This is a genomic window from Galactobacillus timonensis, from assembly GCF_900240265.1.
Taxonomy (GTDB): Bacteria; Bacillota_I; Bacilli_A; order Erysipelotrichales; family Erysipelotrichaceae; genus Bulleidia; species Bulleidia timonensis.
This window is the reverse complement of record NZ_LT964739.1, coordinates 1,794,818-1,811,457: the sequence shown is the minus strand read 5'-3', so window position 1 is coordinate 1,811,457 and position 16,640 is coordinate 1,794,818. Positions and strand designations below refer to the sequence as shown.

The window sequence follows — 16,640 nt, the reverse complement described above, 5'->3', positions numbered from 1 at the left end:
AAATTTATCTCCGATAGCGTTTTGCCGCTTCCGGAAGATTATCCATCATCTTATTGAGAGACTCCTCATTCAGTTTCCCGCTCTTCTGCAGACGGCCCATCGACATCATCAGCTTCTTCATGCGTTCATACGAGTTGATCGCCTTGTTCACTTCCGTCACGCTTGTGCCGCTGCCCGCAGCAACTCTGCGCTTCATCGAGCTGCGCATCCTGGAAGGATCCGCCCGCTCCGCCGGCGTCATCGACTGAATGATCGCCCGCATATGCTTCATGGAATCGGAGGCCTTGGCATCATCCACCAGGTCCGCATACTGATTGAAGCCCGGCATCAGCTTCATGATCCCGGTCAGCGGTCCCAGCTTACGGATCTGATCCAGCTGCGACAGCATATCATCCATCGTAAAGGTGCCGTCCATCATCCGCTGCGCAATCCGGTTCGACTCCTCAACATCGATCTTTTCCTGCGCCTTCTCGACCAGCGACACAACATCGCCCATGCCCAGAATCCGATCCGCCATACGCTCTGGATAGAACGCATCCAGATCATCAATCTTCTCGCCTTCACCGACAAACTTGATGGAAAGACCGGTGATGGCCTTCGAAGAAAGAACGCCGCCGCCTCTTGAGTCACCATCAAACTTCGTCGCCACAAGACCCGTTAACGGCAGTGCTTCCTGGAACGACTTCGTCACATTGACGATATCCTGACCCGTCATCGCATCGACAGTGAGCAGAATCTCATTGGGATGCACCAAAGCCTCCATGTCCTTCAGCTCCTGCATCATTGTCTCATCGACGTGCAGACGACCGGCCGTATCAATGATCACCGTATCATAGCCGGCTTCCTTCGCATGGGCGAGACCGTCCTGCACCGTCTTCAGCGCTGGTGTCTCTGCTCCTTCCGTGAACACTTCCGTATCAATCTGCCGGCCGAGCGTCTGCAGCTGTTCGATGGCAGCCGGACGCACGATATCCGCCGCAATGAGCATCACCCTGCGGCTGTCCTTCTTCTTGATATAGTTGGCGATCTTGGCAGCTGACGTCGTCTTGCCGGTACCCTGCAGACCGACCATCATGATTGTCGTAATCCCGCTGGAAGCATAGTGAAGCGGCTCCTGATTTTCGCCAAGCAGCGCTGTCAGCTCATCATGAACGATCTTGACCAGCTGATCTCCCGGCTGCACCGAATTCAGGACATCCGCACCGCGCGCCTTGTCACGCACATTGTTCAGAAAGTCCTTGACTACCTTATAGTTGACATCGGCTTCCAGAAGCGCAAGACGCACCTCCTTGAGCATGTCCTCCATATTGGCATCCGTCAGTTTGCCTTTTCCGGCAATGTTGCGCATTGCCTTTGTCATCCGTTCACTTAATGAGTCAAACGCCATAGATGTTTCTCCCTAACCCGGTTATTTTAGCATAACGCCTCTTTCAGGAAATCATTTGTATAATGGTTTCCATATGACGCTGAGTAATTTCCATATCCGTACAACCACGGCCTTCAAGTCCAATCTCATTTCCCTGCGGGCCGCCCTTCCACTGAGTGAAGAAAAACATCCCGCCCGCATCCTGCTGTCATACATGCTTGCAGAAGCGTGTCAGGCCTTTCCCAACAAACGGGCCATGCAGAAGGAAGTCGATGACCTTTACGGCGGCGATCTTTCCATCGGCATCGAGAAGATCGGTCTGAGCGAAAATCTGCGCCTCGAACTGTGCGCCCCGGACCGCCGCTTTCTTTCCGAAGATCCTCTGGAAGAACAGTTCCGCTTCCTGAACGCACTGTATTATCATCCCCTCTTTACGCCGCAGTCATTTGAAGAATGCCGCACACGTCTGCTCATGAACCGGGCCATGGCGCTCGATGATCCTTTGAGCGACGCCATCGACCGCGCCAACCGCCTGTTCAATGACCTGCCCCAGCGCACTTCTTCACCATTGGAAGAAGCGTTTCAGAAATTGACTCTGCAGGATGTCGAGAACAGCTGGAAGGAATTTCTTTCGTCTGCCCGCATGGATCTGACCGTCATCGGGCCAGGCGACCCTCAGCGCATCCATTCACTGGCCGAAACATATTTCCACGACACCCTCAGCCAGCTGCCCCTGACGATCTGCACACGGGCGGAAACCAGGATGCCGAAGATCCGTCGCAATCAGAAGGACACCATTCAGAGCGCTCTGGTTCAGATGTATACAACCGACTGCGACATGAGTGATCCGGATATGCCGGCCCTGATGCTCACCAACGGCATGCTTGGAGCGCTGCCTGTTTCCCTGCTGTTTCAGGAGGTCCGCGAACATCACAGCCTCTGCTATGCGATCAGCTCCGACAACCACGTATATGAAGGAACGCTGTCCATTGAAGCGACGATGGCGGGCGAACATATCGATCCGGCGCGGAAACTGATTGACCGCCAGATTGAACGGCTGAAAACCGGTGACTTCAGCGACGAGGCTTTTCTCAGTGCCAAGCGGCTGTACACGGCCAGCTGGCGCGGCTCCCTGGATTCTATCAGTGCCCAGGCAAGGGAAGAATATGTCGCATCCCTTCTGAAGCGGCCGGACTTTGCCAGCGAAACCATCGCGGCTTTTGAACGAGTCAGCCGTCAGGACGTCATGCATGCGGCGAGGAAGCTGAAGCCGGCGGCGGAAGAGATTCTGGAAGGAGTATCACATGATTGAGCATCGTGAAGAAGATCTTCAGGAAACCTGGTACAGCACCGTCCTTTCCAACGGCCTGAATGTCGTTCTGTTCTGCAAACCGCTGTTTGTAACTTCGTGTGCCATTCTGGCTGCTCGCTGCGGCTCCTTTGATCATATTCTGGAAGATGACCAGGGCCACCGGATCACCCTCCCCTACGGGACCGCCCACTTTCTTGAACACAAAATGTTTGAAAGCCGCGGCAGCGACGCAATGAATGAATTTTCCCTGCTTGGCGCTTCGGTCAATGCATGGACATCGATGGAGGAAACAGCCTATTACTTTACGAGTCAGGATTCGGATATCTCCGCCCCGCTGCGGCTGCTGCTGAAGCTGGGACAGAGCTTTGACATCAGCCCGGATTCCGTCGAAAAGGAAAAAGGCATCATCCTGGAGGAACTGCACAGCTACCAGCAGGATCCGGATACCTGCCTGATGCAGGAAACGATGCGCTCCCTGTATCGCAAACATCCGATCCGCGAAGATGTTACCGGAACCGATGAATCGATCAAACAGATGACGCGTGACGATCTCTGGCAGCTGTTTCAGGCTGACTACCATCCTTCTCAAATGGTGCTGGTCATCGTTTCGCCTATGGATCCGGGCAGTCTTCTTGCGTTGATCGAAAAAGAGGAACAGCAGTTTTCCTTCCCTTCCAGGCTGCCAATGCACCGGATCATTGAACCGGAACAGGATCCTGTCATTGCTGAAAAGACGCTTCACATGGATACGCATACGCCCCGGCAGATGCTTGGCTATCGCCTCAGACTTCCGGCCGGCAGTGCAAAAGAGGCCCTGGAACAGGAATGGCGGATACGAATGATCCTGGAGAGCGTGTTTACGCCACTGAATCCACAGTATCAAAGCTGGATTGATGAAGGAAAAATCTCGCCGCTCTTCGGTTGGGATCTGAGCATTGAGAAAAATCTGAGTTATCTTACGTTCTTCGATGAAACGGCGGCGGATGATTTCCAAAACTTCATTGCCGCAGAGATGACCTCGATCCGGGGCAATGGTGTCGATGAACAGCTTCTGAAACAGCTGAAGAAGCGGGCCCTTGGCGACGCCATCCAGAATTTCAATGATCCCGTTTCCATGGCAATGAGTGCACTGGAGGGTGAGCTGGAAGGTGTATCCATGTTTGAGGAACTTGCCATCGTGCGCAATCTCAGCTCTGCTCAGTGCATGCGTGCATTTGCGAATCTGGATCTTTCGGACGTGACGCTGACCAGAATTCTTCCGGACTGACGCATTGACCGCTTCCTGGACACTTTGTTCAAAGTGAACATCTTCATGAGCCGATTCTGAGACTTTGGGACGGTTCCGGTGGTTTGTCGTACACAGATTTCCCTGCAATACTGTTCCTACGTAACAGCGAGGAGGAAGAAATCTATGAACAGTTGCGTATTAATCGGCCGCATCAAGGAAACACCGAGCATCACAACCACTCCCAAGGGAAACTCCATTGCCAAGATGGTACTGGAAGTTGACCGCAATTTCCGCAACGAGGACGGCAGCCTGAGTGCCGACCTGTTTCAGGTCACCTTATGGCGCGGCATCGCAGAGGAATGCGCAGCGCTGTGCAGAATCGGAGACTGGATCAGTATCCGCGGACGTCTGGAAGGCAGCACCTATGAAAAAAACGGCACGCAGCGTTTCAGCGCCGGTGTCGTTGCCGAAAAAGTCGAATATCTGACGCGCCGTCAGGAAGTGGCGCCGGTACTCTGACCGTCTCAATCATGGTCCCTGCGGGGACCATTTTCTTTTTCCTGTTTGTTATTTTTTCCTTGCCTTCTTTTTCTTCTTCGGTTTTTCTTCCGTTTCATCAAGGCCGAGATCTTTCAGAAGATCCTGCTTGTAACCGTCAAATTCGGCAAGCCGCTCCCTGGTGACGACAGGGTATTGAGGATTCATGTCCTCCAGCACGGAGAGAATGATTTCCGATACGACATAGCGCATATACCACTTATGGTCCGCCGGAATAACATACCATGGCGCCGTCCTGGTTGCGGTCGCATTGATCGCATCCGCAAAGGCATCCTGATAGGCATCCCAGTACTTCCGCTCCTCGTAGTCGCCGCCGTTGAACTTCCAGTTCTTCTCCGGTTCCTCGATGCGGGCAAGGAAACGCTTTGCCTGTTCCTTCTTGGACACATTCAGGAAGAACTTCACCGTGCGCACACTGTTGTGATACAGATAGGTCTCAAAGTTGACGATGTCCTGGCAACGGTGTTCGATTACATGGTCATTGTCGATGCGGTCCGCATGGGCCTGCGATTCATACAGCTTCTTCACTTTGCCGATCAGCACATCTTCATACTGGGAACGGTTGAAGATGGCGATTTCGCCCTTGGCAGGCACTTTCTGTTCAATGCGCCAGAGAAAGTCATGGGCAAGTTCCGTGGAAGACGGTGACTTGAAGGCCGCCTCATATACGCCATGCGGCGAGAGACACTGCAGAACGCCCTGAATCGTCCCATCCTTTCCGGCCGCATCCATGGCCTGAAACAGGAAGATGACCCCTTCTTTCTTTTCTGCATAGAGCCGCCGCTGCAGCTCATCAATCCTGCTGAGATTTTCCTGCATGTGGGAAAGCGCCTTGTCCCTATCCCTGCATAACGAAGTATCATCCGGCTTGATGTCTCCACGGTGATAGACCCGGGAACCGTTGTATTCATATGGGTTCTTCATTTGTTTCTGCCTCTTTTCCAGACTCCATTGTACAGAAAATGGCGCCGCTCAGCGCCCTTCCTTTGCAATATCACGTCTAGCCCGTCTCAGATCTTTCCTGATTGCACTGCAGTTATGCGTGCAGGATCCATAGGAACTGCAGCCGGAACAGTCTTCCAGACCATGTTTCTTGACGGAAATCAATGCCAGCACCAGCAGAACGCCGATGACAGCGAGAATGACAATATCAGCCATAGACTGCCTCCTTGTCCGCTCTTATTCTTGCAAAGCTTTTCCCCGGAGTCAATTAGTTTGAACTAACTTTTCTGATTTTTTAGCGTTTCAACTGCTTCAGGAATCATGACCGCCCGTAAAACGGGCGGTTTGTCCTAAGCCTATAAGGCTTTATTACTAGCCAGCGTCTTAAGGCGCTGGCTTTCGCATCTTCAATGTTCAAGCCACGATTGCAGTTTAACTCTCTCGCATGCCCGTTAAACGGGCTCTTTTACTCATGGCTTCGCTGTTATCTTCCGATTCGGATTCGGCTTTCTGTTTTCTTTATCCTCTCCGAATGGATCTTCATATTCCTTTACGCTTAACTGTTATGTAATGGCCGATGTCAAGTGATAAATTAAGGTGCTCTGAAAAAACTTCTGTTGGTATGCTTGATCATCAACGATCCTCTTCTGTTAATTCTTCTTTTGCGGCTGGAGTGATAATCAACCGGATCAAGGGCACGGGGAAAGAGCTCCGAATGTAACAGTTCGCGGTACTTAGCCATTCTGTTATACGTGTATCAGGGATCAGCTGCTCATCCCACCCCACAGGCCAATGGTTTCGCCGCCAGCTCTGCTGTCTTAAATCGTGGTTCACAAGGAGTATCTGTGCCGTAAAAGTTAGATCGCAGATAGCTGAACCGTCCAGTTGCTCCGGCGGCTCTTTCCCGATACCCTCGATGCCCGTCTGTATCTGGTTATTTCCTGTTTCTGAAATCAATATACTGTGCTTCTCAAATCCTTATCCATGCAGGCAGGTAATCATGCGAGTGCTGTGTGAATGTTCCCGGTCATCATTCCCCAGATAAAACACGCAAGTTCCCGCGCTACCGCAGTGACTGCCTTATTGTGAGATTTCTTATTGGTGAGGACAAGCTTGTAATATCTCTTTCTCAGCCGCTCGTTGGCTTTATCTGCGTAGGCAATCACGGCTTCTTCACATCCTTCCTGGCGTTTCTTCAGTGCTGCGGATTTGCTTTGCCGTGCCCTTGAGAATGATTGCGACGCTTCGACCAGAAGCCGCCGCAGAAAGGTATTTCCCTGCCTGGTGATCGGAAGAGCAGTGTTGTGATCGCCACTGTCCAGCCGGCCGGAAACCAGTCCAAGGAATGACGCAAATCCCTTTGCTTTAATGAATCTGCTGAAGTCTCCAATCTCAACGATCAGCGCCAGTGCCGTGATTTCTTTGATCCCTTTGAAGCAGATGAGCTTATGTACTTTCTCGCGGTACTTATCTGTTTCTGCAATTTCGACGATCCTCGCATCCAGCTGGGTAAGCTTTTCTACAGCGTGCTCATAAGACAGCAGATATTCATCCAGCGTCTCCTTCAGCACGCCTGTGAGCGGCAGCGAATTCAGCCAATTCAGATGTTTCTGCGTCCAGTAATTTCTGCCTTCCGTATAGTGATATCCATGCCTGTGGCAGAGGGCACAGATCTGCTGCTTGATTCTCTTCAATGCCTGTTTGTGATCTGTTCTCATGCGGATGAAATCACGGACGGCTTCATCCTCTTCATCAGGAACGTATACTGCTTTGTATTGATTGTTCTTAAGGCTCTCAGCGATCGCAATGGCGTCACGCTTATCCGTCTTTACTTTCCTGCGGCGATTGACCTCGGTACCTACAATTGTTGAAGGAGCCATGACTACACACTCGATCCCACGATCCTTCAGCTGCCTGTAGAGTTGGAATCCCAGGCATCCGGCTTCATATCCAACAATGATTTTGGCATCATCCCCATGCTGTTTAGTGATCGCATTGCAGTATTTGATGATGCTTTCAACGGATGGGGAATAAGTGTTAACGTTAGTGGCCCGGAGATCATCCTTCCCCCAGGTAGCCAGTGTGAAATTGGTGGTGTGTGCGTCGATTCCTACGTTGTATACTGTCATTGTAATGGCCTTCCTTTCTTGTATGAGTGCAACTTCCCTCTGCTTTGTAGACCAACATAAGTATATTGGGATGATCCTCGGTGCTACAAGTTGAGGGAGGCCATTACATATTTGTCATAGTTAAATGAAAATGTCCCACACGTGATCAAATGAAAATGTCCCATTGATTTCAAGGCATTCGGGGACTAATGCATTCATCTGGAGGTGATCCAGATGAAGAAAGAAAAAGATAAAGTTAAAGCTCTAAAACTACTGGAACAAAGGGATTCGAACCCTAAGATTACTTGTCAATGGATAGCTGATCAATGTGGATACAGCCGGAAGCAGATTGAGCGATTGTCAGCCGAGAGAAAGATAAAAGATACGTCTGCTATTCTCACTCACGGCAATACCGGAAGAAAGCCGGTAACCACTGCCTCCGACCAAGAGATCAGGTACCTTGAGGATTTAAAGAAGACGTATCCGTCAATCACCATAGCACAGTTCAGAGACATCTATCTTGAAGATGTCATTACAAACAAAGACAAGGAAGCCGATGTTGTGAGGTATGGATTGAAGAACCGCAGCAAGACCTGGTTCCGCGATCTGTTTGTAAGGGAAGGATGGACGTCTCCTGTAGAGAAGCCAGGCCGGACAGATGGTACACGCGTCACGCATTCAACAAGAGCCCCGAGAGACCATATGGGAGAGCTGGTGCAGATTGATGGAACGCCCTACGACTGGTTCAATGATGGCAGAGCTTACGCCCTTCATCTTGCGGTTGACGATGCCAGTACCGAGGTTCTTGCGGGATACTTCATGGCTGAAGAATGTGCGCGTGGATACGCCCGTATGATGAAGCTTGTTCTGGAGAATTACGGCATTCCGGAAGCACTGTATTCAGACAAGTTCTCAGTCTTCCGCAGCGTCAAAGCCGGAACACCAACGCAGTTTGCCAGCATGATGAATAAGCTTGGCATCACTATGATCTTCGCAAATTCAGCTCAGGCCAAGGGACGCGTTGAACGTTATAACGGTACGGCACAGATGCGGCTTCCGAATGACCTGATCCGATGGAAGGTACCCCACAACTATGATTACCTCAATGACTGGTTCAACAAGAAATACAGGCTTTACCTGAATGCGAAATTCTCATATCCGGTAAAGGATCCACATGAGCTGTTCACTCCGGTACCCTTTGATTTCAACTATTCAGAAGTCTTCAGAGCAGAATATCAGAGGCAGATCAGGAACGATGTGTTCTCCATGGGGAACTGCTTATATACCCCGGTGACAAGCAATGGAGAGATTGTTCACCTCAGCCAGAAGCAGAACATTACTGTTTACATAGACGCAATTACAGATGAGATCTACATCGAAAGATACGGAAAACATTACACATGCATGAAGGTTGGAGAACGGAAGCGTGACAATTACTACACGGTAAGTAACGAGAAGGAACTTCAGAAGGTACTCAATGAAATGAACGCGAATAAAAACAAATGATTGTTACGTTTCAGAAGTTTCTAACAAGATGGGACATTTTCAAAAAATCTTAACAGAGGCCATTACATATTGTCTTATCTTTTGCGATATCTGCACTTTCCTGTTCACGGATATATTTGCGTATTGTGGATTCATTGATCCCCACTGTGCTCACATAGTATCCTTCCGCCCAAAAATGTCTGTTCCCATATTTGTATTTCAGGTTCGCATGCTTATCAAAAATTTCAAGCGAGGACTTTCCTTTGAGGTATCCCATGATCTGTGATACCGAGTACTTTGGAGGGATGCTCAAAAGAAGATGTACGTGGTCGGGCATCAGATGCCCTTCCAGAATCTCCACTCCTTTGTATTTGCACAGCCGTTTTATGATATCCCGGATATCTGAGCGCAGTTGATTGTAAATTACTTTTCTTCTATACTTCGGAGTGAACACGACATGATATACGCAGTAATATTTCGTGTGAGCTAATGAATCATATTTGTTAGCCGTATTTGGCACCTCATTCTTTCTAGAATCGTGACTTGGACAATCACCATTCTAGATAGATGGGGTGCTTCTTTCTATAAGAAGCACCGGCCCTCCTCCCGCATAGCGGGAGGTTTTCTGTTTCGCACCTCTTCGGTGCTCAACAGCGCTCCTACGCACAAGAAGAAGAGCAGCCAGGCTCAGTCCTGGCTGCTCTCATCACGCTTAATATATACATCCCTTGGCTTGGAACCCTGGGCAGGTCCAATGACACCTTCCTGCTCCAGTTCATCGATCATCCGGGCTGCACGGTTGTACCCGATGCCGAAGCGGCGCTGCAGAAGCGATGTTGACGCTTTCTGCGACTGGATCACATAGTCACGCACTTCTTCCAGAAGCGGATCCTCATCGGCGCCGGCAACACCGCCGACATCACCTTCGCCGTCATTGACCCCTTCCAGACGCACGAAAGAATCATCCCACATCGGAATCGCTTCATCGCTGACGAAGTCCGTAATGCGCTGAACTTCCTCATCCGTCACAAACACACCCTGCACACGGACCGGGCCGCTGGCTCCGATCGGCATATACAGCATGTCACCATTTCCCAGCAGACGCTCAGCTCCGCCATGGTCCAGAATTGTCTTCGAATCGATGGCACTGGAGACCGCAAAGGCGATGCGGCTCGGAATATTGGCTTTAATGACACCGGTAATGACATCGACCGACGGACGCTGCGTCGCTACGATCAGATGAATGCCGGCCGCACGGGCAAGCTGGGTAATCCGCTGAATGCTCGATTCCACTTCCTTGCCTGCTACAGCCATCAGATCCGCCATCTCGTCCACGATCACGACAATGAACGGCATCTTCTTGGGCTTTGGCGAACCATCGGCCGGATCGTCCATGGTCTCCACCATCTTATTGAATCCCTGGATGTTACGAACACCCGCCTTGGAGAACATATCATAACGGTCTTCCATGATCTTGACGATGACCTTCAGCGCATTGCTTGCCTTGGTCGGATCATTGATGACCGGGCCGATCAGATGCGGAACCTTCTGATACGGCGTAAATTCCACCTTCTTCGGATCGACCAGCAGAAGCTTCACATCATCCGGCTTCGTCCGCAGCAGCAGCGAGCAGATGATCGAATTCATGCATACCGATTTACCCGAACCGGTGGCACCCGCAATCAACAGATGCGGCATCTTGTCCAGACGGCACGTCACCGTCGATCCCATCAGATCCTTGCCAAGCAGCACAAGCAGCGGCTGATCCTTCTCCTTTTCAGGAATCTGACCGATCAGCTCCCGCATCTTTACAGGAACCGCCTTCACGTTCGGAACCTCAACGCCGACGGCATTATGACCCGGGATCGGCGCCTCAATGCGCACATCCCGTACCGCCAGCTGCATCTTGATATCATCTGCCAGGCCAAGAATACGGGAAACCTTCACATTGGCATCCGGACGGATCTCAAATTTCGTTACCGCCGGACCAATATGGGTATCAATCAGCCGCGCCTCAATATCGAAGTTGCGCAGCACCTGAATCAGCTGCGTTCCCTTCTGAGCAGCCGCTGCCGCATTGGGATCATTGCGGTCCTTTGGAGGCAGCGGATCCAGCGTACGCAGCGGCGGAAGCTGATACGGCCTGTTTTTCTTCATACCGTTGGCATACACGGCGCCTTCATTTTCGGTCGGCTGCGTATATACCTTCGTGTCCACCGGCTGCGAAGTTGCGGCCGGATTGCGGTTTTCAAGACTTGAAACGGCAGATGCAGGTTCCGAAGCTTCTTCGGGTTTCACCGGTGCTGGTTCTTCATTCTTTGCAGGTTCAACGTGCGTTTCAGGCTGTACAGGAATCATCTGTGTACGATCCACAAGATCATCCACCGAAATGAAGATCGACGGATCCGAAGGAATCGCATCATGAACAATCTCTGTCAGATTCAGAGGCTCCTTCGCAGCCGCAAGATCCGATGCGTCCGGCGCATCCGCCCGTATATCAAAAGGATCCTGCGGGTGCGCCTTAGTCAGCTGGACAGGAGCGCTGTTCTCCTGCTCCGGCTGGGCCTGAACAGAAGGTTCCCTGTCACCGTCCGCAAGGATATTGGCCATTGTAGTCGCAGCCGGCCCGCTGACGGGCTCTTCTTCCTCTTCGGTTGGCTGCTCTGCCTTTTTCTTATGCAGGAAGGAAAACAAAGGCTTATGTTCCTTTACAGAAGCGGGAGCTGTTTCCTCAACCTCCGCTTCATCGTCATCATCGTCATCGTCGCCGTCATCGATCTCTTCGGTCGTTGAAAGATAGCTCATGATCGCTGAGAATGCATGCTTGTATACATCCAGATTTACCAGCAGCAATGCGGCGATAATGAAAAGTACAACGATGATCAGAATCGTACCGACATAGTCAAATGCCGTCGTCGTCAGGCTCAGCAGAAAACTTCCGCAGAAGCCACCGCCAAGATCCATAGTCGAAGCGCCTGAAAAAACAGCACCGGTTTCATCAATAAAATTCTGCAGCAGGTCCATTCCCTTCAGGGAAGAATCCCTGCCCGGACCATAGGAAGCTGTCAGAAGAACTGCCATCGCAATCAGAAACACCGCCGTCGGATTATTACTGACGGCGGAATCCGGGCGCTGACTGTTGATCATGGAGATCAGAATCTGCGCCACAATGATCGCAAGAATCAATGCATACACACGGCCAAAGAGATACTGGCACACGCGATTCAGATACAGGCCCACTATGCCCATCCGCGAATAGGCGATGATCATGATCGCCGCCAGAACGACCACCCAGATGATCCGTTTCAACTGCTCATTCTGAAGCTGTTCCGCTTTGGTCTGTCTGCCTCTGCCCTTTTTCTGTTTCGTTGTTGTTTTCTTCTTTGCCATGAAGCGCCTTATTACTCGGCCGCATTGATTTCAATAATTGCCGGCAGGATCATCGGCCGCTTACCTGTCGTCTTCAGAACATAACGGGCAATCTTCTCCCGCGCCGCAGCCCGGCACTCCAGATTGTCATAGTGTCCCGACGCAACGGCTTCTTTGATCGTATTTTCCATAATATTGCCGATTTCCTGAATAATGTAGTCCGCATCCTTCAGATAAATGACGCCGCGGCTCTGCACATCCGGTCCCCCGATCACTTCCTTCGTCGCATGGTTTACCACCACGCCGATCACGATCGCGCCTTCCGTCGAAAGCAGCTCACGATCCTTCAGAACCATTCCCTGCGCATCCAGGGAATCCGAACCGGAAACCATCACATTATCACTCGGCACCGTATCGTAGGAACGCGCCAGCTGACCGTTTTCAATCGTAGCCACCTGCCCGTTCTCAAGAACGATAATGTTATTGGCCGGATATCCCATATCCAGCGCAATGTTCGCATTGGAAATCAGCTGCCGATACTCGCCCTTGACCGGAACGTAATACTGCGGATTCAGAAGATAGACCATCATCTTCAGATCCTCGACCGACGCATGCATCGAGAACGCACGGCGCGCATCGACCGCATACACATTATCGGTCTCCTTGTAGAGGTCGTCCTCCATCTGTGCCTCATCCTTTTCCGTTCCCGGAACGGCCGGCGAAGCGACGATCACGGTATCCGTCGAGCGAAGCTGAATCGTCTCATCTTCACGCGAGGCAATCTTGTGCACCTTGCGGAAAACCGTTGATCCCGTGCCGCCAATGATGATGACGACATTATCCAGATCATTGTTGAAATTGGACGGCGCAATCTCCAGGCCGACCGGCATCCGGTAATAGCCAAGATCCGCCATATCACGCATCAGATTGCGAAGCTCATCGTCATAGATCATGACCTTGCGGTTGAAGCGGCTCGCCAGTTCGATGATTTCGATCACGCGATACATGTTTTGCGAATAGGCAGTAACCACAATTCTTCCCTTCGCATCTTCGAAGTACGGAAGAATCTGATCCGTAATCCGGTGGTTCGGAGACGAATGACCCGGACGCGTCGAACCGACCGACTCCGTCATCAGCGCCAGAATGCCGCGATGACCAAGCTCCGTAATCTCACTCATACCGAACTTGAAGGCTTCCATCTTCATATCGTAGTCAACGACGAACTCCGACGAATAGACAACGTAGCCATCATCGGTCTTGATTGCGACACCGAAGCCGTCCGCAATCGACTGCGTCGTACCGAAGGTACGGATCTCTGTCGATCCGATCTTGAAATTGTTGCCGCGGCGGACACGGTTGATCGTATAGTCCTTCAGACCCGCCTTGCGCGCCTGACGCTCAAAGATACGTGCCGTCAACGGTGCCATGTACAGCGGCACCTTGATCGTACGCACAAGATCGACCAGCGCACCCATCACATCATCATGACCATGGGTAATGATGACTCCCTTGATCTGACTCTGATGATCCACCAGATACTGAAAATCCGGAATGATCTTCTCAACACCGAGGTTCTCACCTTCCGGATAGCGAAGACCGCACTCAATAACGAAAATATCCTCATTGTTTTCGACGACATACATATTCTTGCCGTCTTCGTCAAGCCCACCGAGAGCGAACAGACGAACTTTGCTCATAAATGATATGTTCCTCAACTTTCTATTGGAGAATGAGACAAACGAAATGGAATTGAACACCCATATTATAGACGAAACTCATTCAATCGCGACACCATCCAGCGAAAAGGATTTTGCCCCCGTGATCTTCACCTGCACAATGTCACCGGCCTTCACATTCCTGCCCGTGAAGTTCACCAGCTTGAACTCACGGCTGTAGCCCGCCAGCACATCGGCCCGCTTCTTCGAAGGCCCTTCACAGAGCACCTCCAGCGTCCGGTTCAGATAGTTCTGATTGTTTTCGTACGCCCAGTGGTTGATGTGCCTGTTCAGCTCCTGCAGACGCTCTTCCTTCACATGACGCGGAACATCATCCTCCATCGCTGCCGCCGGCGTCCCTTCACGCGGCGAATAGATGAAGGAATAAACCTGATCAAACCGGCAGTAGTCCACCAGATCCAGCGTCTTCTGAAACTCCTCATCGCTTTCCTGCGGAAACCCGACGATCAGATCCGTACTGAAGGTCATCGAAGGAATCTTCGCCTTCATCGTATCGAACAGTTCCTTGTAATGCTCGATCGTATAGCCGCGGTTCATCCGCTGCAGCACCGTATCGCTTCCCGACTGTACCGCCAGATGCAGGGAAGGCATGATGTTCTCATAATCACGCATCGCATCAATCGTCGTCTCTGAATAGTCACGCGGATGCGAAGAATCAAAGCGGATCCGGCGGATCCCCGTCTGTGCCGCCGCAATCAGCAGCTTCGTAAAACCGTCTTCAATGCGGAGATCCTTGCCCCAGCTGTTGACATTCTGTCCCAGCAGCATCACTTCTTTTCCGCCCCGCTGCTCAAACTGCCTGATCTCATCGAGAATGTAGGGCATCAGACGCGAACGCTCCTTGCCCCGGGTATAGGGAACGATACAGTACGTACAGAATTTATCGCACCCGTAGGCAATATTGACAAATCCTTTGATCACACTGGAACGATTCACCGGCAGATCTTCAACGATGCCGCCCTGCTCGCTCTTGACTTCAATCGCTTTCTCGCCCCGCATCGCCTTTGCCAATAGCCGCGGCAGCGCGTCAAGATTATGGGTTCCAAACACCAGATCCACCTGACGATAGGTCTTCAGAATCGCCTCAACGACGCTCTCCTCCTGGGCCATACATCCGCACAGCGCAAGGATCTTCTCCGGATGCTGCTGCTTCCATGGCTTCAGAGTACCGATTTCACCGAACACATGTTCCTCTGACGTTCCCCGCACCGCACACGTATTGAAGATCAGAACATCCGCACTCTTCTCATCAGCTGCGCGCTGAAAGCCCATGGCCTCCAGCAGCCCCGCAATTGTCTCACCATCACGCACATTGGCGGCACATCCATAGGTACGGATAAAATAGGTTTTCCCTTTTCCAAGATCAAGCGCATCCTCATCAAGCATAAACTGAGAACGCTCAACGGACTTTGCCCGCTTTCCTTCCTGCGCATGATCCGGAAGAATAAATGTATTGTCTCTCATAGATAGCCGCCCCATTATAACCCAAAAAGAAAACCGGCAGTGCCGGTTTTCCCTTGAACCCCGATTTCCTTACTTAACAGAGATAGCAGATACCGGGCATGTGCCGATGCATGTATGGCAGTCGATGCATGTAGCTTCATCGCACTGAGACTTGCCATCCGCATCCAGCGATAACGCAGTGACCGGGCAGACTGTTGTGCAAGCGCCGCAGCCGATGCAGAGATCCTTATCAACCTGAACTGGCATTTCTATGTCCTCCTGTCCCACATTATAGCGCAAAATAAAGCCCTGCTCACGCAGGGCGTTCCTGAATTCTTGTTATTTTCACTGCCCGTTGCGTCGCATCATCTACATCGATCAGAACGCCGCAGATCATGGCCGGCTCCTGGGACGGTGTAAATTTCGCAGCTTCACCGTTTTTACGGCGGATCAGCTCATCCGTATCACGGCCAAGCACCGAATCAAACGAGCCGCACATGCCGGCGTCCGTGATATAGGCACAGCCATGAAAAATCTGCTCATCTGCCGTCTGCACATGTGTATGCGTCCCGATGACTGCCGTCACCTGATCCGCAAACAGATGGAAGAACAGTTCCTTTTCCCCGGTCGCTTCCGCATGCAGATCAATGAAAATTACATCCGCACACCGCTGAAGCTCAGGCATCAGCCGCCGCATCGTCACCACAGGATCCTCTGTCGCAACGTCCATATAGACCTGCCCCAGAAGATTGACAACCGCAACCCGCACACCCTTCACACTGCGCACCAGCCAGCCCTGACCGCCCGCAGCAGGCTCCAGGTTCACCGGCCGCACCAGATCCGTACATTCATTCAGATGATCCAGAATCTCATGCTTCGAAAACGCATGATTGCCAAGCGTAACCACATCCACGCCATCATCCTTGAAAGCACGGTAGATACGGGCCGTAATGCCCTTGCCATGGGCGGCATTTTCACCATTGACAATGGTGAAATCCGCCCCGCAGCTCTGCTGCAGTGCCTTTAACCGAAGGGATACAGCCTGCCGTCCGCTCTTTGCGACAACATCGCCGAGAAAAAGAATCTTCATCGT

Annotated in this window: 14 protein-coding genes; 4 read left to right on the top strand and 10 right to left on the bottom strand. The window is 51.5% G+C overall.

Annotation, left to right across the window (positions count from 1 at the left end):
• Positions 1-4: 4 nt before the first annotated feature.
• On the bottom strand, positions 5-1,387 hold the full coding sequence (ffh, locus tag C1714_RS08575; protein WP_102342776.1) for a signal recognition particle protein: 1,383 nt from the start codon (positions 1,385-1,387) through the stop codon (positions 5-7).
• A gap of 73 nt (positions 1,388-1,460) precedes the next feature.
• Between ffh and C1714_RS08570 the strand changes: the two genes are divergently transcribed.
• From C1714_RS08570 to C1714_RS08560, 3 genes are all read left to right on the top strand, one after another.
• Positions 1,461-2,678, top strand: coding sequence for a M16 family metallopeptidase (locus tag C1714_RS08570; protein WP_102342775.1), 1,218 nt, complete (start codon positions 1,461-1,463; stop codon positions 2,676-2,678).
• Entirely contained in the window at positions 2,671-3,945 is a 1,275-nt protein-coding gene (yfmH, locus tag C1714_RS08565) for an EF-P 5-aminopentanol modification-associated protein YfmH (RefSeq protein ID WP_102342774.1), read from the top strand. Before C1714_RS08570 ends, yfmH begins: the two co-directional genes overlap by 8 nt.
• A 144-nt stretch (positions 3,946-4,089) precedes the next feature.
• Complete coding sequence (locus C1714_RS08560; protein WP_102342773.1) at positions 4,090-4,425, top strand: single-stranded DNA-binding protein; 336 nt, start codon at positions 4,090-4,092, stop codon at positions 4,423-4,425.
• A 48-nt stretch (positions 4,426-4,473) separates the two neighbouring features.
• On the opposite strand, the gene C1714_RS08555 is transcribed toward C1714_RS08560, so the two are convergent.
• From C1714_RS08555 to C1714_RS08540, 3 genes are all read right to left on the bottom strand, one after another.
• Entirely contained in the window at positions 4,474-5,388 is a 915-nt protein-coding gene (locus C1714_RS08555) for a PPK2 family polyphosphate kinase (RefSeq protein ID WP_102342772.1), read from the bottom strand.
• A gap of 48 nt (positions 5,389-5,436) precedes the next feature.
• The gene (locus C1714_RS08550) at positions 5,437-5,622 is read right to left on the bottom strand and encodes a hypothetical protein (protein WP_102342771.1); all 186 of its coding nucleotides are present in this window, start codon (positions 5,620-5,622) and stop codon (positions 5,437-5,439) included.
• Positions 5,623-6,404: 782 nt separating this feature from the next.
• Positions 6,405-7,535, bottom strand: a complete 1,131-nt coding sequence (locus C1714_RS08540; RefSeq protein WP_102342366.1) for an IS110 family RNA-guided transposase — start codon at positions 7,533-7,535, stop codon at positions 6,405-6,407.
• Positions 7,536-7,748: 213 nt separating this feature from the next.
• On the opposite strand from C1714_RS08540, the gene C1714_RS08535 reads away from it, so the two are divergent.
• On the top strand, positions 7,749-9,020 hold the full coding sequence (locus C1714_RS08535) for a DDE-type integrase/transposase/recombinase (protein WP_102341427.1): 1,272 nt from the start codon (positions 7,749-7,751) through the stop codon (positions 9,018-9,020).
• Positions 9,021-9,069: 49 nt separating this feature from the next.
• Here the strand turns inward: C1714_RS08535 and tnpA are convergent, their stop codons facing one another.
• The 6 genes from tnpA to C1714_RS08505 form a co-directional block, all read right to left on the bottom strand.
• On the bottom strand, positions 9,070-9,519 hold the full coding sequence (tnpA, locus tag C1714_RS08530; protein WP_102342769.1) for an IS200/IS605 family transposase: 450 nt from the start codon (positions 9,517-9,519) through the stop codon (positions 9,070-9,072).
• A 167-nt stretch (positions 9,520-9,686) separates the two neighbouring features.
• On the bottom strand, positions 9,687-12,389 hold the full coding sequence (locus tag C1714_RS08525) for a DNA translocase FtsK (protein WP_245305085.1): 2,703 nt from the start codon (positions 12,387-12,389) through the stop codon (positions 9,687-9,689).
• 11 nt (positions 12,390-12,400) lie between these two features.
• Positions 12,401-14,065 (bottom strand): ribonuclease J, encoded by a 1,665-nt coding sequence (locus C1714_RS08520; protein ID WP_102342768.1) that lies wholly within the window; start codon positions 14,063-14,065, stop codon positions 12,401-12,403.
• A gap of 78 nt (positions 14,066-14,143) precedes the next feature.
• Positions 14,144-15,568, bottom strand: coding sequence for a tRNA (N6-isopentenyl adenosine(37)-C2)-methylthiotransferase MiaB (miaB, locus tag C1714_RS08515; protein WP_102342767.1), 1,425 nt, complete (start codon positions 15,566-15,568; stop codon positions 14,144-14,146).
• A gap of 69 nt (positions 15,569-15,637) precedes the next feature.
• Positions 15,638-15,814: a 4Fe-4S binding protein gene (locus tag C1714_RS08510; RefSeq protein ID WP_102342766.1), complete on the bottom strand. Its 177-nt coding sequence runs from the start codon at positions 15,812-15,814 to the stop codon at positions 15,638-15,640.
• A gap of 46 nt (positions 15,815-15,860) precedes the next feature.
• Positions 15,861-16,637 (bottom strand): TIGR00282 family metallophosphoesterase, encoded by a 777-nt coding sequence (locus C1714_RS08505; protein ID WP_102342765.1) that lies wholly within the window; start codon positions 16,635-16,637, stop codon positions 15,861-15,863.
• Positions 16,638-16,640: the final 3 nt, after the last annotated feature.